This window comes from Chromohalobacter sp. 11-W, from assembly GCF_029889905.1.
Lineage (GTDB): Bacteria > Pseudomonadota > Gammaproteobacteria > Pseudomonadales > Halomonadaceae > Chromohalobacter.
In genome coordinates, this window is sequence record NZ_JARANZ010000001.1 from 521810 (window position 1) to 546721 (window position 24912).

At 60.2% G+C, this 24912-nt stretch carries 19 protein-coding genes; 13 read left to right on the top strand and 6 right to left on the bottom strand.

Annotated elements, in window-relative coordinates; translation table 11 throughout:
• The first annotated feature begins 42 nt into the window (after nucleotides 1–42).
• The 4 genes from hflK to OP494_RS02330 all read left to right on the top strand — a co-directional run bounded on the left by hflK (nucleotide 43) and on the right by OP494_RS02330 (nucleotide 5069).
• Nucleotides 43–1410 (top strand): FtsH protease activity modulator HflK, encoded by a 1368-nt coding sequence (gene hflK / locus OP494_RS02315; RefSeq protein ID WP_280539124.1) that lies wholly within the window; start codon nucleotides 43–45, stop codon nucleotides 1408–1410.
• A gap of 2 nt (nucleotides 1411–1412) precedes the next feature.
• Nucleotides 1413–2306: a protease modulator HflC gene (gene hflC / locus OP494_RS02320; RefSeq protein ID WP_178999481.1), complete on the top strand. Its 894-nt coding sequence runs from the start codon at nucleotides 1413–1415 to the stop codon at nucleotides 2304–2306.
• A gap of 252 nt (nucleotides 2307–2558) precedes the next feature.
• Nucleotides 2559–3740, top strand: coding sequence for an ATP phosphoribosyltransferase regulatory subunit (locus tag OP494_RS02325; RefSeq protein ID WP_280539125.1), 1182 nt, complete (start codon nucleotides 2559–2561; stop codon nucleotides 3738–3740).
• 33 nt (nucleotides 3741–3773) lie between these two features.
• A complete protein-coding gene (locus OP494_RS02330; protein ID WP_280539126.1) occupies nucleotides 3774–5069 on the top strand; it encodes an adenylosuccinate synthase in 1296 nt (431 codons plus the stop codon).
• A gap of 184 nt (nucleotides 5070–5253) precedes the next feature.
• Here the strand turns inward: OP494_RS02330 and OP494_RS02335 are convergent, their stop codons facing one another.
• A complete protein-coding gene (locus tag OP494_RS02335; protein ID WP_247639420.1) occupies nucleotides 5254–6849 on the bottom strand; it encodes a solute:sodium symporter family transporter in 1596 nt (531 codons plus the stop codon).
• 200 nt (nucleotides 6850–7049) lie between these two features.
• Nucleotides 7050–8579, bottom strand: a complete 1530-nt coding sequence (locus OP494_RS02340; RefSeq protein WP_280539127.1) for a glucosyltransferase domain-containing protein — start codon at nucleotides 8577–8579, stop codon at nucleotides 7050–7052.
• Nucleotides 8580–8833: 254 nt separating this feature from the next.
• Here OP494_RS02340 and OP494_RS02345 point away from each other — a divergent pair, with 254 nt between their 5' ends.
• From OP494_RS02345 to OP494_RS02360, 4 genes are all read left to right on the top strand, one after another.
• Nucleotides 8834–10438: a glucan biosynthesis protein G gene (locus OP494_RS02345; RefSeq protein WP_280539128.1), complete on the top strand. Its 1605-nt coding sequence runs from the start codon at nucleotides 8834–8836 to the stop codon at nucleotides 10436–10438.
• A complete protein-coding gene (gene mdoH, locus OP494_RS02350; protein ID WP_280539129.1) occupies nucleotides 10431–12932 on the top strand; it encodes a glucans biosynthesis glucosyltransferase MdoH in 2502 nt (833 codons plus the stop codon). Before OP494_RS02345 ends, mdoH begins: the two co-directional genes overlap by 8 nt.
• 109 nt (nucleotides 12933–13041) lie before the next feature.
• Nucleotides 13042–13284: a GlsB/YeaQ/YmgE family stress response membrane protein gene (locus OP494_RS02355; RefSeq protein ID WP_040243976.1), complete on the top strand. Its 243-nt coding sequence runs from the start codon at nucleotides 13042–13044 to the stop codon at nucleotides 13282–13284.
• A 135-nt stretch (nucleotides 13285–13419) separates the two neighbouring features.
• A complete protein-coding gene (locus tag OP494_RS02360) occupies nucleotides 13420–14709 on the top strand; it encodes an acyltransferase (RefSeq protein ID WP_280539130.1) in 1290 nt (429 codons plus the stop codon).
• Between the two features lie 95 nt (nucleotides 14710–14804).
• Here the strand turns inward: OP494_RS02360 and gabT are convergent, their stop codons facing one another.
• Nucleotides 14805–16085, bottom strand: a complete 1281-nt coding sequence (gene gabT, locus OP494_RS02365; RefSeq protein ID WP_280539131.1) for a 4-aminobutyrate--2-oxoglutarate transaminase — start codon at nucleotides 16083–16085, stop codon at nucleotides 14805–14807.
• Nucleotides 16086–16098: 13 nt separating this feature from the next.
• Nucleotides 16099–17547: an NAD-dependent succinate-semialdehyde dehydrogenase gene (locus OP494_RS02370; RefSeq protein ID WP_280539132.1), complete on the bottom strand. Its 1449-nt coding sequence runs from the start codon at nucleotides 17545–17547 to the stop codon at nucleotides 16099–16101.
• A gap of 204 nt (nucleotides 17548–17751) precedes the next feature.
• On the opposite strand from OP494_RS02370, the gene OP494_RS02375 reads away from it, so the two are divergent.
• The 3 genes from OP494_RS02375 (at nucleotide 17752) to OP494_RS02385 (ending at nucleotide 22417) form a co-directional block, all read left to right on the top strand.
• Entirely contained in the window at nucleotides 17752–20208 is a 2457-nt protein-coding gene (locus OP494_RS02375; protein WP_280539134.1) for a YbeU/YbeR family protein, read from the top strand.
• 441 nt (nucleotides 20209–20649) lie between these two features.
• Nucleotides 20650–21114 (top strand): NlpC/P60 family protein, encoded by a 465-nt coding sequence (locus OP494_RS02380; RefSeq protein WP_348521691.1) that lies wholly within the window; start codon nucleotides 20650–20652, stop codon nucleotides 21112–21114.
• Nucleotides 21115–21214: 100 nt separating this feature from the next.
• Complete coding sequence (locus tag OP494_RS02385; protein ID WP_280539136.1) at nucleotides 21215–22417, top strand: MFS transporter; 1203 nt, start codon at nucleotides 21215–21217, stop codon at nucleotides 22415–22417.
• Between the two features lie 10 nt (nucleotides 22418–22427).
• Here OP494_RS02385 and msrA read toward each other — a convergent pair whose 3' ends face one another.
• The gene (gene msrA / locus OP494_RS02390) at nucleotides 22428–23030 is read right to left on the bottom strand and encodes a peptide-methionine (S)-S-oxide reductase MsrA (protein WP_280539137.1); all 603 of its coding nucleotides are present in this window, start codon (nucleotides 23028–23030) and stop codon (nucleotides 22428–22430) included.
• A gap of 86 nt (nucleotides 23031–23116) precedes the next feature.
• On the opposite strand from msrA, the gene OP494_RS02395 reads away from it, so the two are divergent.
• Nucleotides 23117–23791: a CDP-alcohol phosphatidyltransferase family protein gene (locus OP494_RS02395; protein ID WP_280539138.1), complete on the top strand. Its 675-nt coding sequence runs from the start codon at nucleotides 23117–23119 to the stop codon at nucleotides 23789–23791.
• 71 nt (nucleotides 23792–23862) lie between these two features.
• Here the strand turns inward: OP494_RS02395 and OP494_RS02400 are convergent, their stop codons facing one another.
• Nucleotides 23863–24351 (bottom strand): peptidylprolyl isomerase, encoded by a 489-nt coding sequence (locus OP494_RS02400; RefSeq protein WP_178999494.1) that lies wholly within the window; start codon nucleotides 24349–24351, stop codon nucleotides 23863–23865.
• Nucleotides 24352–24616: 265 nt separating this feature from the next.
• Here OP494_RS02400 and OP494_RS02405 point away from each other — a divergent pair, with 265 nt between their 5' ends.
• Entirely contained in the window at nucleotides 24617–24901 is a 285-nt protein-coding gene (locus OP494_RS02405; RefSeq protein WP_247619819.1) for a hypothetical protein, read from the top strand.
• The last annotated feature ends 11 nt before the right edge of the window (nucleotides 24902–24912 follow it).

Below are 24912 nucleotides of genomic sequence, written 5' to 3' on the forward strand. Positions count from 1 at the left end.
CCCTGGCGAGATGCATCGCAATCAATGCAGTGGAGAAAACGTATGGCTTGGAACGAGCCTGGTGGTGGAAATCAGCAGGACCCGTGGAGCGGCGGCGGTGGTCGCCGCGGCAGCGGTAACGGTGGGGGTAATGGTGGCAACAACCAAGGCCCACCGGATCTCGACGAGGCGCTGAAGAAGTTTCAGGACAAGCTTAGTCGCTTGATGGGGAAACGCGGTAAGCGTGGCAGCGATGGCAACGGAGGTGGCTCGGGCGGCAAGGGGAATCCCTTCATACTGCCGGGTGTGCTAGTGATCATCGCATTGGCCGTCTGGGCCGGGTCTGGGTTCTACGTGGTCGATCAGTCTGAACGCGGTGTGGTGCTGCGCTTCGGCAAGTATCACGAGACGGTGAATCCCGGTCTGCATTGGAGCCCGACCTTCGTCGACCAAGTGACGAGGGTGAATGTTACCGAGGTGCGTTCGTTCCGGCAGGATGCCTCCATGCTGACGAGCGATACCAACATCGTGACGGTGCGTCTCTCTGCTCAGTATCAGGTCGCCAATCCTCGCGATTATGTGCTTAACGTGCGTGATCCTGAGCAGAGTCTGCGTAACGCGCTCGATTCCACGTTACGCCATGTCGTCGGTGCGAGTGGCATGCAGAATGTGCTGACCAGTACTACTGAGGTCGAAGAAGTCAAGCAGATCGATGAAGGCGGTAAGGTGCCGGATATGCCGGAAACCGTGGAAGATCCCAGCGAATTGCCGGTGGTCACCATGACGCCGCCGGTCCCGGACTCGTTGCTCAGTGGCCGTGAGGAGCTCGGTCCCGAGGTCGCCAAGCGGCTCCAGGAGTCTCTGGATGCCTACGGGCTAGGGTTGCGTTTGCAGACCGTCAATCTGGAGAGCACTCAGGCGCCGGAACAGGTTCAAGATGCCGTAGACGATGTGATTCGCTCACGTGAAGATCGCCAGCGTTTGATCAACGAAGCACGGGCCTACGAGAACGCCCTGCAGCCCCGCACTGAAGGGGAAGCGCAGCGCTTTATCGAAGAAGCTACCGGTTACCGTAATACCGTGGTATCGGATGCTGAAGGTCAAACCAACCGCTTCCTGGCGGTACTGGACGAATACCAGCAGGCGCCGGACGTGACGCGCCAGCGTCTCTATCTGGATACGGTGAGCGAGGTATTGGGTAACAACCGCAAGGCATTGATCGATGTTGGCTCTCAGAACAACTCGATGATTTATCTACCGCTCGATCAGCTAGGTAAGCCTCGCGCCGGTGGCAGCGGTAGCGATGCTGACTCGCAAGATATACGTCAACTTGAGTCGGTCTCCCAGCAGGTTCAAAACGAACCACTTTCTGGTAGCGACAACAGCAGTGGTCAGCGCCAGTCGAGCGGAATTTCGCGGGAGGGTCGTTAATCATGGTCAACAATCGTGCCTTGGGTATCGTCGCATTGCTGGCCGTAGGGGCCTGGATCGCCAGTTCCAGCCTGTATGTGGTGACGGAGAAGCAGCGTGCCATCAAGTTACGTTTCGGTGAGGTAGTGCAGGCCGATATCGAACCTGGCTTGCATGTGAAATGGCCGGTGCTCAACACCGTGCGCTTCTTCGATGCGCGCGTGCAGATGCTGGAAAGCACCGAAAGTCGCTTTCTGACAGCGCGTCGCAATGCCTTGATCGTCGACTCCTACGTCAAGTGGCAGGTCGTCGATCCCAGCCTGTTCTATCAGGCCACACGGGGCGAGGTATCGCGTGCCGAGGGCCTCATTGCGCCGCGCGTCGATGAAAGCTTGCGTAACGCTTTCGGTAGCCGCGAAGTGGACAAGATCATCAGCGAAGAACGCAACGAGATGCTCGAGGAGCCTCAGAAGCAGTTGGATAAACGACTGCGCGAGGAAGTAGGTGTCTCGATACTGGACATTCGTCTCAAGCGTGTCGAGCTGCCTCAGGAAGTTCAGCAGGCGGTTTTCCAGCGTATGCGCACCGAGCGTAATGCCGAAGCGCGTCAGTATCGCGCCCAGGGCCAGGAGCAGGCCGAGCGTATTCGCGCCCGCGCTGATCGTGAGCGTCAGGTGACGCTGGCGAACGCCCGCAAGAAGGCCGAGACACTGCGTGGTGAAGGCGATGCCAAGGCTGCGGAGATCTACGCCAATGCTTATAAGCAGGATGAAGACTTCTTTGATTTCTATCGTTCCCTGCAGGCGTACCGGAACAGCTTCGACAAGGGCGACGATATGCTGTTGTTGAGCCCGGATAGCGAGTTCTTCCGTTATTTCCGGTCGCCGAACGGCGAGGCAAGCAGTAACGACGAATAAGTCACGACCTGGCCTCCGGGGTACGTCCGTCCGGGGTACATCCGTCCGGGGTACATCCGGAGGCCAAACGTGATAGACTCTTGACACCGGGCGTCGCCCGGTTTTTTTGTGGCCTGTCAGCGGATATGGATGCCTCTACGGCGATTCGCGACGGGTTCGGTATGCGACTCCGACATGACGTGTCAGCGTTCGTGTCGTCTCGCCCTCAGCCGACGATGCCAATACGCCACTCATTTCTGGCAGGACCGAAAAATGACCATCGCTGACCGCTGGCTGCTTCCCGACGGCATGGATGAAGTACTTCCGCCTCAGGCGACGCGCATGGAACAACTGCGTCGTGCGTTGCTCGATCTCTATGATCGCTGGGGATATGACCTGGTGATTCCTCCGACGGTCGAGTTTCTCGATTCGCTTTTGACCGGCACGGGGACCGATCTCGATCTGCAGACATTCAAGCTGACCGACCAGCTCTCCGGACGGATGATGGGCGCCAGCGCGGATGTGACGCCGCAGGTGGCGCGTATGGATGCGCATTCCTTGCAGCGCAATGGGCCGGCACGGCTTTGCTATTGCACGACCGTGTTGCGTGCCAAAGCCGATCAACATCAGGGAGGGCGCAGCCCGACTCAGGTGGGGGTGGAACTGTTCGGCCATGCGGGGTTGGATGCCGACATCGAGGTCTTGCGGTTGGCACTCACGGGGCTGGAAGTCGCCGGGGCGGATGAAACTCACCTGGCGCTCAGTCATATCGGCATCTATCGTGCCTTGGTGCACGCGGCGGCATTGAATGCGGAAAGCGAATATGCGCTTTTCGAAGCCATCGAGCGCAAGGCCTTCAACGACGTCGATGCCCTGGTCGCGCGGGATGTGCGTGACCCCGCGTTGGCCGAGATGCTGCAAACATTGCCGCGTCTTTACGGGGGCCAGGAGATACTTGACCAGGCCCGCGAGGTCTTTGCGGGCGCGCCTCCCGCAGTTGCGGCGGCACTGGATGAACTGCAGGCGTTGTGCCGTGCCGTCACGGCCAATCATCTACAGGCCGAGGTGTATATCGACCTGGCTGAACTGCGTGGGTATCAATACCACACGGGTATGGTGTTTGCGGCTTATGTGCCGGGTTACGGTCAGGCCTTGGCCAAGGGAGGGCGCTACGATGACACCGGACGCGCCTTCGGTCGGGCGCGCCCGGCGACGGGATTTTCCATGGATCTCAAGCTGTTGGCCTCGCTCATCGAGAGCGGTCCGCGTGGCGATGCCATCTGGGCGCCTGCCGATGATCGTGCCACGCTCACCCAGGCCATTGCGCATCTGCGCGCTGCCGGTGAGCGCGTCATTCAAGCATTGCCAGGGCAGCGTGTGGGGCCTCGCGAACAGCGTTGCGATCGACAATTAGTGGAAACCAACGGCGAATGGCGGGTCGAACCGCTCGCGTAAATCGGCGGATCCTTTGATCGAGAGACGAAAGCAATGGGCAAGAACGTAGTCGTATTGGGCACCCAGTGGGGTGACGAAGGCAAGGGCAAGGTCGTCGACCTGCTGACGGAATCCGCCGCCACGGTGGTCCGCTTTCAGGGAGGGCACAACGCCGGCCATACGCTTGTGATCGATGGCGAGAAAACCGTCCTGCACCTGATCCCCTCCGGGGTGTTGCGTGCCGATAAAACCTGCGTGATCGGCAATGGCGTAGTGCTTTCGCCGGAAGCGCTGATGGAAGAAATCCGCGAGCTGGAAGCGAAAGACGTGCCTGTTCGTGAACGGCTTCGTTTGTCCCCGGCCTGTCCTCTGATTCTGCCGTATCACGTGCGCCTCGATCAGGCGCGTGAAAAAGCGCGTGGCGTTGCCAAGATCGGCACGACCGGTCGAGGAATCGGGCCGGCCTACGAGGACAAGGTCGCGCGGCGTGGCCTGCGTCTCGGCGATATCCTGCATCGCGAGCGTTTCGCGTCGAAGCTGGGCGAGGTGCTCGATTACCACAATTTTGTGTTGACGCAGTATCACAACGAGCCACCGGTCGACTTTCAGCAGGTACTCGACCAGGCGATGGAAATGGCCGAAGAACTGCGCCCGATGGTCTGCGATACCGTGTCGCTGGTGCATCAGATGCGTAAGGCCGGCGACAATATCCTGTTCGAAGGGGCGCAGGGCTCGTTGCTGGATATCGACCACGGCACTTACCCGTATGTGACCAGCTCCAATACCACGGCAGGGGGCACGGCGACGGGCTCGGGCGTGGGGCCGCTATATCTGGATTACGTGCTGGGGATTACCAAGGCCTACACCACGCGTGTCGGGTCGGGGCCGTTCCCCACCGAGATCTTCGACGAATTCGGCCGCCACTTGGCGGAGAAAGGTCATGAGTTCGGTGCCACGACGGGCCGCGCGCGGCGCTGTGGCTGGTTCGATGCCGTGGCGCTACGCCACGCGGTGCAGATCAACTCGGTCTCTGGGCTCTGCCTGACCAAGCTGGACGTGCTCGATGGCCTGGAAAACATTCGGGTTTGCGTGGGGTATCGCAGCAAGGATGGCGCCACTATCGATAACCCCGTCGACTCCGAAGGTTATGAGGTCATCGAACCGCTTTATCAGGACCTGCCCGGCTGGAGTGAGTCGACGCTGGGGATCAAGCGCATCGAGGACCTGCCCAATAATGCACGCGCCTATATCAGCTTTCTCGAGGAGCAGACGGGGGTGCCGATCGATATCATTTCCACGGGGCCTGATCGCAACGAGACCATCGTGCTGCGCAACCCGTTCTTTGACTAGTCTCGCGGCGTTTGTCTGCCGCACTTGAGTGACGCCCGATCGGCTTCAATACCGATCGGGCGTTTTCATGACGGCACTCGGCTTGTAAGGGCGATGCTTTTGCCCCTTGGCAGTGAAAAGGTCCGCATCGGCGCGGACCTTTTTTTGTCATGCGTGTTTGTCATGTGTGGTGCTGCTGGGTCGTCTAGCCGGCGAACGCCGCATAAATGGCAATGACGCACAGGACTAGCACCAAGCCCACGGGCCAAGCGCCTTTCCAGGGCGTCAGATCGACTTCGCCTGCATCCTGGTGAACCCACTTGGTTTCGCGTGGGCAGACCTTGCCGATGATCAGCATGATGGCGATCAGCAGCACGAAGACGCCTGCTACGAAATGGTACTGACTAGTAACGTCGAGAATCTTGTTGAAGGGCGGTATGAAATACCCTGCTGCTATCAATAAGCAGCCCGCGACCAAGCCTATCTTGGCGGCAATCGCGGGAACGCGCTTGGTGAGTAGCCCCACTAGGACCACAGCCAGGATGGGAATGAAGTAAATCGCGTTCATCGTCTGCAAGTAGCTGAACAGGCTTTCCTGGCCCGCGAGAAGCGGCGCGATGACCATGGCGGCAATGGCCATGATCCAGCCGAAGATCTTGCCTGATTTAACCACTTGCGCTTCCGTTGCATCTTTCTTGATGACGCCTTTGTAGATGCCCAGGCTGAACAGCGTCGTGGTGCTGTTGAGAGCCGAGTTGAACGACGACAGGATGGCGCCGACCATCACGGCAGCGAAAAAGCCGGTCAGGTAAGGGGGCAGGATATCGAACACCAGGTGGCCGTAGGCTTCATCGGCCTGGACGCCCTGGTCGGCATACATGTGGTACGCGATGATGCCCGGAAGTACGAGGTACAGGGGGCCGAGAAGCTTGAAGAAACCGGTCAGCAGAACACCCTTCTGGCCTTCGGCGAGCGTCTTTGCGGCGAAGGTGCGCTGAATGATCTGTTGGTTGGTGGTCCAGTAGAACAGGTTGATCAGGAAGACGCCGGTGAATAGCGTGGCGAACGGTACGGCCTGATCCTCGCGCCCCATCGAATTGAACATCTCGGGGTGCTGTTCGTTGAGGATATCCCAGCCGGCCAGGATGCCCCCGCCGTCGCTAACGGCATTGAGAGCGAAGAACACGATCAAGAGGCCGCCGATGAGTAGTCCGACCCCATTGAGCGTATCGGACACGGCCACCGTACGCAGCCCCCCGAAGAGCGCATACACGGCGCCGATCAGGCCCACGATCCATACGGTCGCCCACAGCAGGAAGCTGCTCGATTCGATGCCTGTCAGCCCCGGGAGATCGAGCATGCCTTGCAAACCGATCGCCCCGGAGTACAGCACGATCGGGAGCAGGATTACCGCATAGGCGATCAGGAAGATGATGTTACATATCAACTGCGTGCCGTGATCGAAGCGGATCTCCAGCAGTTGCGGTACGGTCGCAATCCCGCTACGCAGGAAGCGTGGCAAAAAGAAGAGCGCCAGCAGCACCAGGGCAACGACCGCAACGACCTCCCACGCCATGACACTCAAGCCATCGGTGAAGGCGGCCCCGTTGAGCCCCACCATCTGTTCGGTGGAGAGGTTGGTCATCAACAGTGAGCCGGCGATCAGCGGAAAGGTCAGGCTACGGCCGGCCAAGAAGTAGCCGCGGGTGCTACGCAGGTCGTCTCGGCGCGTGATCAGCCAGGTGATCAGTGCGACGAGCCCCGTGAAGAAAAGAAACGAGATCAGCGTCAGGGCATGCATGGAATGGGCATCCTTGGACTTTCATGGGTCATGGCCGTGTCGATTGAAGGCCCGCGACATGGCCTTGGCATATCGTCAGTCTTCAAGCGCACGGGCGTGTCGATAACACTACATCGTGAGGACGAATTTTAGCCGGCAAACAGTAAACTACCATTCCCCATTTGTCTGACATTGCTCAAGTAATGTCTGTGTAACTCGATTTATGGATCGCTAGTGCCCTGGCGACAGGCCCCCTCCAAGGAGACGAAGGTTGCGTCTTGCCACTGGTACAGCGTGTACCAGCCACGTTCCAGAAGAGGCTCGAGGATGGTGCAGTGGTTGGCGAAGGCATCGCGCAGCGCCTGGTCGCCATAGAACTCGTAACGTTGGGGCAAGCCCAGGCGGTAAAGGTTTTGATAGCCCCACCAGTAGCCGTTGTCGAGATAGCTTCCCATGAGCTTCTTGACTACGGGGAATGCATGCGCGGTGTTGTCGGCGCTTTTACTGAGTGGAAGCGTGCCGACGACGACGAGGGGGCCGTTCGCCTCGAGTCGTCGCAGGTCGTCGACCAGCTGGCGGGATACGCTTTCCTCGAAGGCCTTCTGGCTACCCTGGGCATTGCCGTAGGCATAAGCGATCACAGTGGCACCTCCCAGCACGAGAATGAGCATTGACGCGCCTAGACGGCGCCATCCGTAATGCTCGCAAGTAGCCACCGCACAGAACAGTGAGCCGGCACACAAGGCGCCGAACCCGATGAAGGTGCGCGGACGCCAGAGAGGGTCTTCAAGCGCCGCCATGATGCCCAGCGCACCAAGCGGTAGTAGCAGCAAGATGACCAACATGAGCAAGAGCCGCCAGGGCCATGCAAGGGGACGCTTGGCCTGTGCAGGGCAAAGGGTGCCAAGGATCAGACCGATCAATGCGATTAGGGCCGTGACCGATAGGCCCCACCGCGGTGCGCCAGCGAGTGCCCTGGTCGCATAGCGCCAGAAGGTCAGAGTGTTGTCGAAGATATGCATAGGCAGTGTCGCTGGGGCGGCCATCTGGCTATGTGACAGGCTATAACCGCCAGCCAGCCACCAGCCTGAGATCAGCTTGTACCCTAGGAGCGTGACGGCGCCAGCGGCGAGCAAGCCGACATGGCGCCGCCATTGGAGTGTGCCATGCGTGGCCAGGCTGAGCAGAACATGAAACGCGAGCAACACGAAGTAAACGCTCACCGCTGCCTGATAGAAGCATAGGCTGGCGAATAAGCCGATGACCGATAGCATGATGCCCTTTCCCGGTGACGCTTTCATGCCGGCGGCGAGGGCCAGTCCGGCGCAACTGACGGCAAGTGCCATGGGCAAGGCATCGAACTGATAGGAAAGGTTCTGCAGGAAGAAGGGCTGCAGCACCAACAGCGCCATCGCAAGCCAGGCGTGGCCGTCACTAAATTCTACAAAGGCCTGACGTAGCGCAACGAGCATTGTCGCGACGCTGGCCAATCCCAGCCATAAAGGTAGTGGGGCTAGCTCGACGACACGCGCGCCCTGATTGAGCGTGAGCATGACGACATCGGCAAGAGGACGCGCATTCGAGGTCCAGCCGGGCTCGCCATGCATGCTGCGCCAGATATCGTCGAGATAGAGACGATCGGCTGCCACGATCGGATAAGTGGCCAGCACAAGACCAAGGAAGATTCCCACCCATCGCCAGACATCGGCACTCGGCGTGCGAGAGGGGGGCGTAATTGACGGTATCGACATCAGGTACCCTGCGTGGTGTAGAGAAAGCGTGGATGAGCGCAATGTGACGACAACGCTGCCGGTGGGCTCCCTTCATGCCCTGCGTGATGCTAAGCTCTTGTATCGGGAGCATGGAGGGCTTCTCGTCTCATCAATCTGCGTCGCCTCTGGAACTTTCATCTTCGTTGGGTGTATTGCATACACTAGTGTGCTCAGCCGAAGAATGTGACGTAAAGGGGTGACTTGCCCCTGAAAAGCCGCAAGGGAGTAGTAATGTGAGTGTACCGAATCGACATTTTTTGACGGCAATTTCCTCGCGTCGTTGTAGTCGCCCTATCGCGGGCATGCTGGGCGTATGGTTAGCCTTCGCGGCGCAGGCATGTGTGGCCTTTGGCTTCGAGGATGTGGTCAAGAAAGCCGAACAACTTTCCGAGCAAGGGTACCAAGCACCCGGAACAAACTTGCCGGAATCGCTGAGCAACCTGGAGTACTCGGATTACGCCAAGATCCACACCAAAGATGGTCACGCGCTGTGGGAAGATGAAGACCTACCCTTCAATCTCGCTTTCTTTCATAAAGGGATGCACTACGACACCTCGGTGAAGATACACACCGTGGTGGAAGGTGAAGTGGAAGATATTGCCTTCGATCCCGACGATTTCGCTTACGGTGACCTGGATATTCCCGAGGAAGATCTCGAGAACCTCGGGTTTGCGGGATTCAAGGTGACCAATGCGCTCAATGACCCCGATCACATGAATGAAGTCATGGCTTTTCAGGGAGCGAGTTATTTCCGCACCTTGGGGCGTGATCAGACTTATGGTGCATCCGGTCGTGGTCTGGCGATCGACACGGCGTTACCCAGTGGTGAGGAATTCCCCGCGTTTCGTGAGTTCTGGGTCGTCAAGCCAAGCAACGATAGCCAGTATCTGACGGTGTTCGCACTGCTCGATTCGCCGAGCCTTGCCGGCGCTTATCGCTTCGTTCTTCGTCCTGGCGAAGACACCGTCGTCGATGTGACATCGCATCTCTTCATGCGTAACGCCGTGGAAAAACTGGGGGTCGCACCGCTGACGAGTATGTACTTGTATGGTCCTGGCCAGCCTACGGACTCACTCAACTATCGGCCGGCGATTCACGATTCCAATGGCCTGTTGGTGCACGACGGAGGCAAAAAAGCGGAAGGGGGCAAGGAAGACTGGGTCTGGCGCCCACTTGCCAATCCCGACAAGTTGATGGTCGACGAGCAAGATGTCGATTCTCTCAAGGGGTTCGGACTGCTGCAGCGCAGTCACGACTTTCATGATTATGAAGATCTCAAAGATCGCTATGATCGTCGTCCAAGCGTGTGGATCGAGCCTCAAGGCGACTGGGGCAAGGGCCAAGTCGAACTGATCCAGATCCCCACGCCAGACGAAACCAACGATAATATCGTCACCTTGTGGAAGCCCGACGAAGCGCCGCAAGCGGGCGATGAACTCGACTTCAATTATCGTATGTACTGGACGACGCACGAAGCCAAGTTCCATAGCCCCGATTTATCCTGGGCTGGTCAGACGCGTCGCTCGCAAGGCGAGGTACGTAAAGACAACTTGGTGCGTGAGACCGATGGTTCGCTGGCGTTCATCGTCGACTTCAAGGGACCGGGACTGGAGTCGATCAAGGACGGTGCCAGCATGCAAGTCGATGCCTCCGTCGGAGACAACGGTGAACTGGTCGAAAGTCGTGTCGTTCCCAATGACGCCGAAGGTGGTTGGCGGATGTTCGTGCGCGTCAAGCGTGGCGATGACAATCAACCTCTGGATATTCGCGCTTACCTGAAGGATGGGGACGAGCGACTTTCGGAAACCTGGTATTACCGGCTCCCCGCCAATGGTTGATACACAAGCCGATACAGTGACCGGCGATTACCTCGAACGCCTGGCACAGGAAACGGATTCCCGAGGGGCGCGCCGCGAGCTGCTCGCTAGTCGCCTCGATGACCAAGGCATGGAAGCCTTGCACTCGAGTCTCGGCGCGCGCGCTGTCTCGGAGGATGACCCGGCGGCGGCATCGGTGGGCGCACGCCTGTCGCTGGCGTATAGCGCCCGCCCGTTGGCGCCGCCCACCGTGCTCACGACTGACGCGCAAGGCATTACGCGGCTTTGCACTACGCCGCCGATAGTGCGCACACCCTTGGCACCGGAGCCATGGGCGACCAATCCTTTCGTGCGTTATGCCCAGCGTACGCGCAACTGGGTAGAGCGTGGCTTTCGTCGACGTCAAAAGGGCGGGTCGGACACCATACCGACCCCGCGTTGGCAGAAAGTCGGCAGGTTGCGTCGCAAGATTCTGTTGCTTCTGGTGATAGGGCAGAGCCTGGTGGCGGCGGAATACATGCGTTCGGTGTTGCCCTATCAAGGCAAGCAAGCGCTCGAAGTCGCCATCCTGACGCTGTTCGTGCTGTTGTTTTGCTGGGTCTCGGCGGGATTCTGGACGGCCCTCATGGGATTCTTTCAGCTTTTGCGCGGACGCGACCGCTACGCGATCGATGCGCGCGATGTGCAGGAAGATGCGCCGATCGACGAAACGGCGCGCACGGCGTTGGTCGTGCCCATCTGCAATGAGGATGTGGCGCGCGTTTTTGCCGGTGTGCGGGCCACGCTCGAGTCGCTGCGCGATAGCGGCCAGGAACGTCACTTCGACCTGTTTATTCTGAGCGATACCTTCGATCCCGAGCTTGCGATCGCGGAGACGCACGCTTGGCTGGCGTTGTGTCGTGAGCTGGATGCCTTCGACCGAGTCTTCTATCGCCGCCGCCAGCGCCGCATGAAGCGCAAGAGCGGCAATATCGACGACTTCTGCCGCCGTTGGGGCGCCAATTACCGCTACATGGTGGTGCTGGATGCCGACAGCGTCATGAGCGGTGCTTGCTTGACGCGTCTGGTGCGGTTGATGGAAGCGCATCCCAAGGCAGGGATTATCCAGTCCGCGCCGCGCGCCTCCGGACGCCTGAATCTCTACGCCCGCATGCAGCAATTTGCCACGCGCGTCTATGGGCCGCTATTCACGGCGGGGCTGCATTTCTGGCAGTTGGGCGAGTCGCATTACTGGGGGCATAACGCGATCATTCGTCTGGCCCCCTTCATGCGTCACTGCATGCTGGCACCGCTGCCTGGGAAAGGCTCCCTTTCCGGGGAAATCCTGTCTCACGATTTCGTCGAAGCGGCGTTGATGCGTCGGGCAGGGTGGGGCGTGTGGATCGCCTACAATCTGGATGGCAGTTACGAAGAGATGCCGCCGAACCTTCTCGACGAGCTCAATCGCGATCGCCGCTGGTGTCACGGCAACTTGATGAACTTTCGCCTGTTTCTGGCCAAGGGCATTCATCCCGTGCATCGCGCGGTCTTCCTGACCGGGGTGATGTCGTATATATCGGCGCCGCTGTGGTGCTTGTTCCTGATCTTGTCGACTGCCTTGCTGGCGGTGCATACGTTGAGTACGCCGCAGTATTTCCCCGAGCCGGGTATGATGTTTCCTGTCTGGCCGCAGTGGAATCCGACCATGGCGGTGGGACTGTTCGCGGCGACGGCCACGCTTTTGTTCTTACCCAAGGTACTCAGCGTGATCCTGGTCATCGCGCAAGGGTCCAAGGAGTTCGGCGGCGGCTTACGGCTATGCGCGGGGATGGTCTTGGAATCGCTGTTCTCCATGCTGATGGCGCCGGTACGAATGCTTTTCCATACACGCTTCGTACTGACGGCGCTTCTGGGGCGCGCCATACAATGGCGTTCTCCGTCGCGTGACAACAGCGATACGCCCTGGGGCGATGCCGTGCGTCACCATGGCGTTCAGACGCTCATCGGGGCGGTGTGGGCCATGGGCGTGTATTATATGGAACCGACCTTTCTCTGGTGGTTGGCACCCATCGTGGGCGCCTTGATGGTGTCGATCCCGGTTTCGGTATTTTCCAGCCGTGTGTCGCTGGGGCGCTGGTGTCAGCATGCGCGCTTGTTTCGTATTCCCGAAGAAACGCATCCCCCGCGTGTGTTGCGGCGCATGGTGCGTCATCTGAAACGCATGCGCGCTCAGCAGGCGGCGGCACCGACGTTCGTGCAGGTGGTCGTCGACCCCATGGCCAATGCGCTAGGGTGTGCGCTGGCCACGAGCCGGCATGGCGTATCGGCGCTTCTACGGCAACGTCGAGAGGAACGGGTCAAGGCGGTCGTCACCGAGAACCCCACCAAGGTGGAGCCTGCGGCTCAATTGAACTTTCTCGATGACCCCGTGTTGCTGTCGATGCTACATCACTGGGTATGGACATCACCCGACGCACACCCGGACTGGCGCGAACTCGGTACGCCGACGCCTGTCTCATGGCGGGTGCCGGGATGAGACGACGGGCGACGAAGTATCGCCGCCAGCCTAGCTGCTATGCTGGAGACGATGTCTGTGAGTGGCCTTTCGTTTAGCGTCGCATTCAAGGAAAGAAGGAGATAAAGGAATGAGCATTATTTTGTGGTTGATCATCGGGGGCCTGGCCGGCTGGATCGCAGGCAAGATCATGCGCGGTGGCGGCTTCGGTATCCTCGGCAACATCGGCGTCGGCATCGTGGGCGCGGTTATCGGCGGCTTCCTCTTCAGTCTACTGGGACTGGCGCAGACCAATATCATCGGCTCGTTGATCATGGCCGTGATCGGTGCCGTGCTGCTGCTGTGGATCGTGGCCAAGGTTCGGAAGTCGTAGCGCGCCGTGGGTACAGACCCGCTAAAGAGCGTCCGTTGAATATGGAAAACGAATGATTCCTTGCCCCGGCCCCTTTGAGAGGTCGGGGTTTTTCATGGATGCAGTGTTCTCGGAACTGCTGTGAGGCTCGTGCTTATGGACAAGACACAACAGCCAGGCCAGAAGGAACGCTTTATTGGCCTGGAGTGGTTACGCTTCGCGCTCGGGCTCTATATCGTTATCTTCCATACTCTGCATACCTACCCGTCGATCAGTGGCTGGTCGCATTACGTGACCGATATCGGTTTCTTCTCGACGAGTACTTTCTTCGTGTTGTCGGGCTTCTTGCTGACCCATGTATACCTCGATGGGCGTCGTCAACTACGAGAGCCCGCGCGCAGCTTCTGGATCAAACGCTTCTCGAACTTGTATCCGATTCATATCGGGTCGTTGGTGCTGGCGGTCAGCATGTCGGCTTTGATCGGGTATTTGGCGATTTCACCGGAAGACGCCGGGATGTCGCCTCGTTTCGTCATTTACGACGTCAACAATGATCTGGGACAAGCGACGCCGGGTGCCCTGGAGCATTTCATGGGCAACGCAGAGCTTGCGCTCAATCTGGTGCTCAATGTCGGGCTACTGCATGCTTGGAACCCGTATTATCTGACCTTCAATCCGCCGTCCTGGTCGATTTCGGCGCTGATGGGCTTTTATCTGGTCTTCCCGTGGATAGCGCCGCGTCTGTTCCGTATCCGTCGAGTAGGCCGGGCGCTCGCGTTGACCAATTTGTTGTATCTGATCCCCCCGCTGATGGTCATCGCCGTGACCGACTTCGGTATGCCCGAAACGGGTATCTTGCACCGCAACCCCTTGATTCGCTTGCCTGAGTTCGTGGCGGGAATACTGTTGTGCGTGTGGTATACCCGTTATCGCGCGGCGGGTGGCTGGCTGAGTGTCATGCAGCGTCTGATGCTGATGGTATTCGTGGCAAGCTGTGTCGTGGTGGCGGTCTGGTTGTTGGGGCAGGGCCATGCCTGGTATTACCTACTGCATAATGGCCTGTTACTGCCCGCGCAGTTGGCATTGATTCTACTCGCTACACAATGGCGTACACCCGAGAGTCGCCGTGTGCGTCGCTTGGCGAGTCGGCTGGGTGGCGCATCGCTGCCGATGTTTGCGCTGCATGTTCCGTTGTTCGTGATCTTCACCCGAGTCGAGCGCGTGTTCGCGGGCGATCCGACTCTATGCCTGAGCGGATTTCGCGCTTGCTTCGATGCCGCCGGTGACAGCTCACTGATGTTCTACCCGTTGTTTCTCTTGCTGACGGTGCTGTTCTGCGTGATGTTCCAAGAACAGTTCGTGCTGCGGGTGCGCAATGCCATGCAACGTTGGCTGCTGCCGAGGGCGGGGTCGCCGTCGTCGCATACCGAGAAAGTGGCGCGCTGACGGTGCTGCTCGCTTGAACAACACACCGGCCTGAACGACAAAGGGGGCGCCATCGGCATGGCGCCCCCTTCGTGTCATGAGTACGCGCGCGTCCTTTACGCGTGGCTCAACTCCTTGAGGCAGGTCTCGACGATGTCCAGGCCTTCCTGGAGTACTTCGTCCTCGATGGTGACCGGCATCAAGAAGCGCAGAGTGTTGCCGTACAGGCCGCAGGACAGCAGGATCAGTCCCTTCTCGCGCGCTTTCTTGCACAGCGCCCCGGTCAGTTCAGCATCCGGCGTGTGATTGGCCTTGTCGGCGACCACGTCGAAAGCGGCCATGGCCCCCAGGTGGCGGACGTTGTCGACGCAGGCGAAGTCTTGCTGCCATTTTGCGAAACGCTCACCCAGCTTGTCGCCCAGCGCCTGGCTCTTCTCGAGAATTTTCTCTTCCTCGAAGACTTCGAGCACGGCGAGGGTCGCGGCGCAGGAGACCGGGCTGCCGGTATAGGTGCCGCCCAGCGAATTGCCACCAGAGGCGTCCATGACCTTGTCGGTGCCGACCACGGCGGAGATCGGCATGCCGTCGGCCATGCTCTTGGCCATGGTAATGATGTCGGGCTCGACGCCGCTGTGCTCGATAGCGAACAGCTTGCCGGTGCGCCCAAAGCCAGATTGCACCTCATCGACGATCAACAGCATGCCGTGCTCGTCGCAGATCTCGCGGACCGCCTTGAGAAAGCTGGCCGAGGCTGCATAGAAGCCACCTTCACCGAGTACCGGCTCGAGCACGATGGCTGCAGTATCGCGCGGGTTGGCGTCGGTCTTGAGCGTCATCTTCAGGCCGTTTAGCGCGTCTTCCTCGCTGACCCCGTGATAGGGCACCGGGTAGGGGGCACGGAAGACGTTGCCCGGCATGCTGCCGAAGTCAGTGGCGTAGGGCGCGACCTTGCCGTTCATGGCCATGGTCATGAAGGTGCGGCCATGATAGCCGCCGGTGAAGCAGATGACGTTGTCGCGTCCCGTCGCCGCGCGGGCCACCTTGACGGCGTTTTCCAACGCCTCAGCCCCGGAGTTGGCGAGCATCACCTTGCCGTGGCCGCGTACCGGAGTGAGTTGGCTGAGCTTCTCGGCGACCTTCACGTAGCCCTCATAGGGCATCACCGTCTGACAGGTGTGCATCACCTTGTCGAGCTGGTCCTTGACCGCTTGCACCACCTTGGGATGACGGTGACCGACGTTGAGTACGCCGATACCGCCGGCGAAGTCGATGATACGGTTGCCGTCGGCGTCCCAGATCAGGGCGTTCTCGGCACGCTCGGCAAACTGGGTTGCCGGGCTCGCGGCGCCGCTGGCGACGTAACGTGTCTTGAGTTCATTGAGCTGTGCGTTGTTCATGCTTGCCTCCTTGTTAAAGTCCGCCCATGCAGACGTATTTTAGCTCGGTGTATTCCTCGAGGCCGTGGTGAGAGCCTTCGCGTCCCAGCCCGGACTCCTTGATGCCACCGAAGGGCGCCAGCTCGGTCGATAGAAGCCCTTCATTGATGGCGACCATGCCGTATTCGAGGCCCTCCATCACTTGCCATATACGTCGATAGTCGCGCGCATAGACATAAGCGGCAAGGCCGAATTCGGTGGCGTTGGCCATCGCGATGGCTTGGGCCTCGTCGGTGAAACGAAAAACCGGGGCCACGGGGCCGAATGTCTCTTCGCGGGCGACATGCATGTCGTCGGTGACATCGGCGAGCAGGGTCGGTTGGAAGAAAGTACCGCCCAACGCGTGCGGTTCGCCGCCACACACCAAGCGTGCGCCCTTGGACCGAGCATCGGCAATGTGTGCCTGCACCTTGTCGATGGCTGCGGCGTTGATCAAGGGGCCTTGGGTCACGTCGTCATCGAGACCGTTACCGACCTTGAGTTCCGCGATGCGTTCAGCGAACCTGGCGATGAAGGCGTCGTAGATGCCGTCTTGCACCAGAAAGCGGTTGGTGCATACGCAGGTTTGCCCGGAGTTACGGAATTTGGAGGCGATGGCGCCCTCCACGGCGGCATCCAGATCGGCGTCGTCGAACACCACGAAGGGCGCATTGCCGCCTAGTTCCAGAGAGACTTTCTTGACGGTTTCCGCGCACTGCGCCAGCAAGCGCTTACCAACCGGTGTCGAGCCGGTGAATGAGACCTTGCGCACCCGGGGATCGGTAGTCAGCACGTGGCCGATCTCGGCGGGCTTCTCGGCGGTGAGCACGTTGATGACGCCCGCGGGAAGCCCGGCATCATCGGCGAGCTTGGCCAACGCCAGGGCGGTCAGCGGTGTGGCTTCTGCGGGCTTGATCACGACTGGACAGCCGGCCGCCAAGGCCGGGGCGCATTTGCGGGTGATCATCGCCAGCGGGAAGTTCCAGGGCGTAATGGCGGCAACCACGCCGATTGGCTCGCGCATGACGAGAATACGCTTGTCGGCGCCGTGACCGGGCAAGGTCTCGCCCGCGATGCGTTTGGCTTCCTCGGCGTAGTATTCGATGAAGCTCGCCCCATAGGCGACCTCGCCTCGCGACTCGGTGAGTGGCTTACCCTGTTCCAAGGTCATGAGTTGCGCCAGGGCCTCGCGATGGGCCATGACAAGCTCGAACCAGGCACGCAACAAGGACGCGCGCTCCTTGGCGGGGCGTCGACGCCATTGCGGCCACGCGGCTTCGGCGGCGGCGATGGCATCGTGTGCCTCGTCGGCGCCCAGGTCGGGGACCTGTGCCAGGCATTCGCCCGTGGCAGGGTCGGTGACCGCGAAACGGCGCTCGCTATCGCGCCATTCGCCGCCGATGTAGGCGCGGTCGATCAAGATGTTGGGTGTTGGTTGACTCATGGAAGCCTCCGGGTGAAGCGTGATTCATCGCCTATTGTTTGACGGTGTGTGCATTATTTAAAACACTTGGCCAGGGTGGCGTCCAGCGATTTTTCGCATCTCGTACGGGCAGGTTATCGCGCCTTGCGTATCGGCGACACCAGCCTCTTTCCGGTACACTATGGCGCCGTTGTATGAATGCCGAGTCCATGAGTGAGGTGTGTCTTGATCGATCCTCTTAACGCCTGGTGGGCACAGCAATTGGTGCTGTGCGGCTGGGCGTTTGATCCCGAACCGTTGAGTGCGCCGCCCGAGACGGCGCAGGCACGCCTAGCGTTGTTGGACGTGCGCGAACGGGGTGAGCTCGGCTGGCGCTTGGCTGAAGCGTGCATGCCGGGGCAAGGCGAGGCCTTGCGCCAGCTACAGGCCCTCGAGCTGCTGGCGTTGTCGGGGGCGGTCGGCTGGCTGGACGCTCCCCGAGCCCACGCCTGGGCGGAGTGGGTAGCCGCCGACATCCAGGCGCACCATGCCTCGCTGGACGCATGGTTGACGGCGTTGCGTCACGAGCGGGGACAAATCGACTGGACACAAGACGATGACGGTTTTCTCGAGGCATGCGAAGCATTGTCGCAACTCGAGCGCGAAGCGGCCGGCGTCACCTGGGAGGCGCTCGCCGAGTGGTTGTCCGACCGGCCTCGCCAGCTACCGTGGCCGATCGATCAGAATAGTGGTGTATGGCGTCTGCGTGCAGTGTTTGCCCCCGTGTTGACCGCAACGTGCGATGCACATTTGGACTGGCCGGAGGTGGAGCGATGGTTGGCCGATGTCTGGCGCATCGACGGGCGCGATGAATTGATTCGCATGCTGTTGTGGTTGGGCGGACAAGGGCATCGTTATACGTGGGATCTCGATGCCGCGCGCTTGACCTCCCAGGATGGGAGTATTCGACGTCAGTGGTGGGAATCGCTCGGTGACGCGCATGACTACGGCCATATGATGCTGACATTCCTCGACAGCGGAGAACCTCTGGAATGGGCGGCGTGGGATTGGCTACGGCTGGCGGATCTAGCCTATGCGGGCTGGAACGCGGGCTGGCTCGACGCGCAGGAAGCTGAGGCATTTGCCGCACACGCGGGCGATCTGCTGATGCGCCGGTATCGCGACTGGACGGCCGTCGCCAAGGCCTACCAGCGTGGGCGTAGTCTTTTCGAGGGGGGCGATCGGCGTGCAGATTTCGCGCGTGATTGGGACGTCTTGTTGCGTTCACGGTCGAGCCCCTGGCAGGTGACACTCGAGGCACTGCTGAACGACACGCAACGCGAGGCCTCGCGGCAAACGATACGCGGCTGGCGCGCACCGGCGTGGCATTGGGTCCTGGCGTTGGCGGCGATGCGTGAACCCGATCTGTTGTACCGACAGGGCATCGATCGCGCCCCAGATACGCAGCAGCGAGACGAGGCGCGCCGCTATCTGCGTGACACACTGGGTCTCGAGCCTTCCATGGGGACGGCCGGCTTGGCCAGCTTGTGGTTGCCCGGGCAGGTGCATCATCTCAATCAACTGGCTGCCGATGCCGCCCACGGTGCATTGCCAGCGGCAAAAACGCCCTTTGGGCACGCGATGTCGGAGGCCGTGCGGCTGCGCAACGGTCTTAAACACTGCACACGCCATGCGGCGACGATCTTCATGGCGGAAAAATACGCCTTCTATCTGATGATGTGTGCCGACAGCGGTGATTACGATCGGCGCGAGCTCGAGACGTTGGCGGAGTCACTGCGCGGCGTGCTAAGCCGTTTTTATAGTGGTCCCAAGGCGCTGATCGAGGCGTGGGCGGCATGGGAGGCGGCGTTGCCCGAGGCGGAAGAGCCGTCCCTGGTGGCGGAAATCCGTTGGCATCGCGATGACCCCGGAAGCCCCTTCCATTGGCTCGACTGGCACCATGCTACCTGGCTTGAGCCGGGCGAGCGCTTGTCGCTGCCACGCTTTACGGCTCTGGCGTTGGTTGGGCCTCTCAATGCCCCTGTCTGGAGTGCCCCGGGCCCTGAGGTTGGCAGCGAGCGTGAGGAGCTTCGCGAATGGCTTGATAGTCATTATGGGCTGTTGTCGGCGGAGGCACTCAAGGAGTTCCTGGACTTCTTGATCGAGGCGGGTGACCGTCAGGAATATCAGATCAACTATGCGCCTTACACGCTCAATGCCGCGCGCTTGCGTGAGGAGGTCGCGATCATCGAGTCCGGCGAGTGCAGTGAGGATGATCGCAATCATCTACTGCGTCTGCGGCGCGTCGAGAACAATGCCTCGGGGTGCAACGAATACGACATGGCCGCCTGGGATGTGGCGCAGGCCGTCGATCTCGCCATCGCCGGGCGACAGATGGACTGGCTGTCGGCGGTGGAGTTCGACACTCTGGTGGAGCGCGCCGCTCATTTGGCGCAATCGCACTATGCGAGTTGGTACGATTACGCCCGTGGGCTTTATGCGGGCTTTTCCTTCTTCATGGGCGAGACCGATGAGCGTGAGACGTTCCTGCAGGGATTCGGCGAGGCACTGACCGCTTGGTTGACGGCCGCACCGCCATTGGCCGGTGGCTGGGCGAGTCTCGATTTCCCGGGCGCCCCCGCACGTCACTGGGCGCCTCTGCATATCGATACCCTACCGGGCGATGCGCGGACGCTGCATTGATCGGGCAGGGCGCCGGGATGAAGCATTTCGTATCCCGTTTCCGAGAGCTCTCGTCAAAAGGCGGGAGTTTCTTTATCATCGTTTCGGTCTTGATGCCCTCCAGCGGGCACATGGCATGTTAACGAGTCGAGTCTAGGCCGCTCTGGCGGTGGCACCTGCGATGCGCGCCACCACCACAGCGACCCCCTCGCCAGGTAGTGCCTAGTAAGGCAGGGCAGCGTCTTGCATTCATACAAGCGCCCCGAGGCATCCGCGAGGTTGAATACGTGTGATGAGGTCGCTTGGATGCTTCGAATCATGGCATTGGGATGGGTATTGACTGCTCTGTTGGGTGGCTGTGCCACGCAAAGCCCGCAATATACCGCTCCACAATCGTCTTCCCTGTCTGCGGCCGCCAAGGCTGGTGAAGGCGCGCTGTCTGGCGCAAGCCGCGGATCTCCGTTGGCCACCTTTCGCGCCAGCGACGTTCAGCGGGCGCTGGTATCTCCGGTGCGCATTCGCAAGGCACTACTATCCGAACATCAGCGCTGGGTGGGGACTCCGTATCGTCTCGGTGGCACCACGCAACGTGGCATCGATTGCTCGGCGTTGATGCAGCATGTCTATCGCGATGCGTTCCATATTTCTTTGCCGCGTACCACCGGGCAGCAAATGCAAGAGGGGCGTCGTGTTCAGCGCAGCGAGCTTGAAGCCGGCGACTTAGTCTTCTTCCATTCTCCCGGCCCGTATAACCATGTCGGCGTCTATGTCGACGACGGGTATTTTCTGCATGCTTCGACGTCACAGGGCGTCAAGTTGTCACGTCTCGACAATGTCTACTGGAATCGTCACTACTGGCAGTCACGGCGGCCCATGGACAGAACTCAACTGGCGGCGCGTATCGATCGCCAGCCCCACGAAGGGTGAGCGGCTCGCAGGTTTCGGCATGCCAGGTCGACAGGCTTCTCGTGCCTCGTTTGTATAACGCTGCGTCCGGCGAAATCATGATGCATCCATGGAGGGCGTCATGATAGAACCGCGCACCCGCGCTTGGTGGCGCGCAACCCTGGCACTGTGTCTGGGCTCCTTTACCGTCTTCATCAATTTGTACGTTGCGCAGCCATTACTGCCGGCCATTCGCGAGAGTTACGATGTCTCGACGCTGGCGGCGGGGAGTGCGATGTCGGTGAGCATGTTGACGCTGGCACTGTCGCTGCTGTTCTACGGACCGCTTTCCGATGCCATCGGCCGAGCAGCCATCATGCGTGTCACGCTGGTGCTCGCCAGCCTCTGCACCTTGGTCATGGCAGTTGCGCCCAACTTCGCGAGTCTACTGGCCTTGCGTGCCTTGCAAGGTTTCTTGCTGGGCGGGTTGCCTGCGGTGGCAATCGCCTGGATGGGCGATGAATTCAACAAGCCGGCGCTCTTGCTGGCCGTGGGGCTCTATATCAGCGGTAACACGCTGGGGGGGATCGGCGGGCGCGTCATCGGCGGGACGGTTGCCGAGCATTGGGGGTGGCATAGTAGCTTCGTGGCGATCGCGTGTCTGAGCCTGGCATGCACCTGGGTCTTCTGGCGTGCCTTGCCGCCTGCCCGACAGTTCCGTCCTTCGCCGTTGCGCGTGGGCCAGGCCGCGCGGGACATGCAGGGGCATTTGCGCGATCCCCGCTTGATTGCCGCCTACTTGATCGGCGGATTCAACTTTTTCATCTTCATCAATCAATACAGCTATGTGACGTTTCGGCTCAGCGAGGCGCCGTTTTCCCTCACCTCGCAGTGGTTGGGCCTGATCTTCCTGACCTACCTCGGCGGTACTGTGGGCTCGGCGCTGTCCGGGCGTATCGCGCAGCTTTTGTCACAGCCGGCCTGCATGATGCTGGGTATCGGCATCTTGATGAGCGGCTCGTTACTCACCTGGATGCCTTCCTTGGTCACGATCATCGTGGGGTTGACGATCAATGCCGTGGGATTCTTCCTGGCGCATTCGATGGCCTCGAGCTGGGTGGGGCGGCACGCACAGCACGCCCGGGGCAGTGCGTCGTCGCTTTATCTAGTGTTCTACTACCTGGGCGCCAGCCTAGGCGGCTTCTATCTGGAGCCGTTCTGGGCGCGCTGGCAATGGAGCGGCGTGATCGCTGCTTCGCTGCTGGTGTTGCTGGGAACCTTCAGCGTGGCGGCTTGGTTGTGGCGTCGCGAGCGCCACATAGTCGACATGCCGACGGCGACCTGAGCGCGTACTCTCAAGGCTTGCCAGCGTCATCGCCCCATACGGCCTCGAGACGGTCGTCACGGCCGCAACCGGCACGGTAGAAGCGGTAGCGCACGGGGTTTTTCTTGTAGAAATTCTGATGGTATTCCTCGGCGTCCCAGAAGGGCGCCTTCGCTTCGATACGCGTCTTGACGTCGCGCTCGAAGCGCGTTTCCACGGCTTCCTTGGAGGCTTCGGCGAGGCGTCGCTGACGTTGGTCGAGGGGGAAGATAGCGCTACGGTATTGGCTACCGACATCGCAGAATTGGCGCCCCTCGGCGAAGGGGTCGATATTGTGCCAGAACACGTCGAGCAGAGTCTCGTAGCCGACGACCTCGTCATCGTAGACGACCTTGACCGCCTCGGCATGGCCAGTATCGCCGCTGCTGACTTGCTCGTAGGTGGGGCGCTCACTATCACCGCCGATGTAGCCGGAGGTTGTCGAGACGACGCCCTCGAGTTTGTCGTAGGGCGGCTCCATGCACCAGAAACAGCCGCCGGCAAATATGGCCTCGCGCTGAGCTGCATGCGCCTGGGAGATGGGAGCGGATGCAAGCGTTGCGAGTAGGGCTAATGCCAGCACGGGAAAGCGCATCGGGAACCTCCTGAGCGTCGGGTTAATGTGCCACGCTGATACGATGAACATACATCAAGTCTACTCGAAAAATAGCGGGAGCCCGAATGCTGGATAAATGGACGAATGCCTGGGTCGCGCCGGTACTGACACGCTGTGCCACCGGCTTGGGACGTCGCGGCGTAACACCGACACAATTGACGGTGGGCGGTTTTGCAATCGGCATGCTGGCGTTGCCGTTATTGGCTTATCAAGCCTATGGTCTGGCGTTGGTGGCGATTGTCCTCAACCGCATGTGTGACGGCCTGGACGGCGCCTTGGCGCGTCATCTGCAATGTCAAAGCGATGCCGGTGGTTTTCTCGATATTGTTTTAGACTTCGTTTTCTATGCCGCCGTGGTATTGGGGTTCGCACTTGCCGACCCGGTGCAAAACGCCTTGCCCGCGGCCTTTTTGCTCTTTGCATTCATGGGGACAGGCGCATCGTTTCTGGCCTTTGCGATCGCCGCGACACGTCATGGTTTGGAGCGTCCACACTTTGAGCACAAGGCGTTTTATTACCTGGATGGCTTGACCGAAGGCACCGAGACGATCATTGCTTTCGTCGTGTTCTGCTTATGGCCGGCCTATTTTCCCTGGTGGGCGGTCTTCTTCGCGTTGGCCTGCCTGCTCACGACAGCGACGCGCGTCGGGGGAGGCTACCGTGCCTTGGTCAAGGCTGAAGGGGCATCCGAGGGCTTGTTCGAGAAAGGCGCTGATTCATCGAAAGGCGAGCCAGAATAGGCGGGGCCTAGACATGAAACGGGCGGCCCGCAGGCCGCCCGTTTTCACGTCAGGTGTTGCGAAGGAGCGTCTTAGTGCTCCTGTTCTTGCTCGCCTTCACCGTGTACGTGACCGTGTTCGGCTTCTTCTTCGGAAGCTTCACGCACTTCAGCGATCTCGACATCGAAGTTCAAGGTCTGACCGGCCAGCGGATGGTTACCATCGACGGTGACGGTGTCACCTTCGACCTGAGTGACCGTGACCATGAGCGGCCCGCCTTGGGTCTGCGCTTGGAACTGCATGCCCGGTTGAATGTCGTCGACGCCCTGGAAGGCATCGCGCGGCACTTCTTGCATCAGGCCGGGCTGTGTTTCACCGTAGCCTTCTGCCGGCTCGACGGTGACTTTGAGGTTCTCGCCGCTCTGACGGCCTTCCAGTTCTTTTTCCAGCCCTGGAATGATGTTGCCCGCGCCGTGCAGGTAAGTCAGAGGATCGCGGCCTTCCGAGCTGTCCAGCACTTCACCCTCGTTATTGGTAAGGGTGTAGTGGAAGGAGACCACGGAATTCTGGGCAATCTGCATGTTGAAGACCTTTCTGGGTGTATGTCGCCACCCATGGTAACGCGCTCACCCAAGTGTGTCAGGGGCCTCTCGGGGTTTTCATATCCCCCTTGAGTTGCATGACGACACTTCAAGGTGCATCGGGAACGAATTCACCGCCGAACGGTCTCTTGAGCAGCGCCCTGCGTCAGGGCGTCGCGCCGGTTGCGCGGTGATGGGGGTGACGGTACCCTGCCGACATTGGTGCAATTGAAAGATTACCGACGTTGCCTATCAGGAGGCCAACATGACCGTAACGCTGATCTGGCTGATCGCTTTCGCCGTGATTCTTTTCCTGGCGCTTCGTGCGTGGGACGGCTCTCTCGGAAAGATGATCATGCGCCGCATTCCGGCGGCGTTGCAGCTGGGCGGTGACGATCGTTGGGTGTGGAGTATTGCCTTGGCGGTGTTGGGCGCCACCTTCATCGTCAACCCGATCTCGATGTTATTGACGTTGATCATCCTGGCGCTGTTTTACTGGATCGCCAAGCGCGTAGGATGCTGGCTGATGCGCCGCGTCAAGTTACATTGACAGAAAGCTGT

Excerpts from the sequence above, each read along its gene's own strand:
- mdoH (WP_280539129.1), top strand. The coding sequence starts at position 10,431 with ATGGTTGATACACAAGCCGATACAGTGACCGGCGATTACCTCGAACGC.
- OP494_RS02340 (WP_280539127.1), bottom strand. The coding sequence starts at position 8,579 with ATGTCGATACCGTCAATTACGCCCCCCTCTCGCACGCCGAGTGCCGAT.
- OP494_RS02335 (WP_247639420.1), bottom strand. The coding sequence starts at position 6,849 with ATGCATGCCCTGACGCTGATCTCGTTTCTTTTCTTCACGGGGCTCGTC.
- gabT (WP_280539131.1), bottom strand. The coding sequence starts at position 16,085 with ATGAACAACGCACAGCTCAATGAACTCAAGACACGTTACGTCGCCAGC.
- hflC (WP_178999481.1), top strand. The coding sequence starts at position 1,413 with ATGGTCAACAATCGTGCCTTGGGTATCGTCGCATTGCTGGCCGTAGGG.
- OP494_RS02330 (WP_280539126.1), top strand. The coding sequence starts at position 3,774 with ATGGGCAAGAACGTAGTCGTATTGGGCACCCAGTGGGGTGACGAAGGC.
- hflK (WP_280539124.1), top strand. The coding sequence starts at position 43 with ATGGCTTGGAACGAGCCTGGTGGTGGAAATCAGCAGGACCCGTGGAGC.
- OP494_RS02355 (WP_040243976.1), top strand. The coding sequence starts at position 13,042 with ATGAGCATTATTTTGTGGTTGATCATCGGGGGCCTGGCCGGCTGGATC.
- msrA (WP_280539137.1), bottom strand. The coding sequence starts at position 23,030 with ATGCGCTTTCCCGTGCTGGCATTAGCCCTACTCGCAACGCTTGCATCC.
- OP494_RS02395 (WP_280539138.1), top strand. The coding sequence starts at position 23,117 with ATGCTGGATAAATGGACGAATGCCTGGGTCGCGCCGGTACTGACACGC.
- OP494_RS02405 (WP_247619819.1), top strand. The coding sequence starts at position 24,617 with ATGACCGTAACGCTGATCTGGCTGATCGCTTTCGCCGTGATTCTTTTC.
- OP494_RS02370 (WP_280539132.1), bottom strand. The coding sequence starts at position 17,547 with ATGAGTCAACCAACACCCAACATCTTGATCGACCGCGCCTACATCGGC.
- OP494_RS02385 (WP_280539136.1), top strand. The coding sequence starts at position 21,215 with ATGATAGAACCGCGCACCCGCGCTTGGTGGCGCGCAACCCTGGCACTG.
- OP494_RS02325 (WP_280539125.1), top strand. The coding sequence starts at position 2,559 with ATGACCATCGCTGACCGCTGGCTGCTTCCCGACGGCATGGATGAAGTA.
- OP494_RS02360 (WP_280539130.1), top strand. The coding sequence starts at position 13,420 with ATGGACAAGACACAACAGCCAGGCCAGAAGGAACGCTTTATTGGCCTG.
- OP494_RS02400 (WP_178999494.1), bottom strand. The coding sequence starts at position 24,351 with ATGCAGATTGCCCAGAATTCCGTGGTCTCCTTCCACTACACCCTTACC.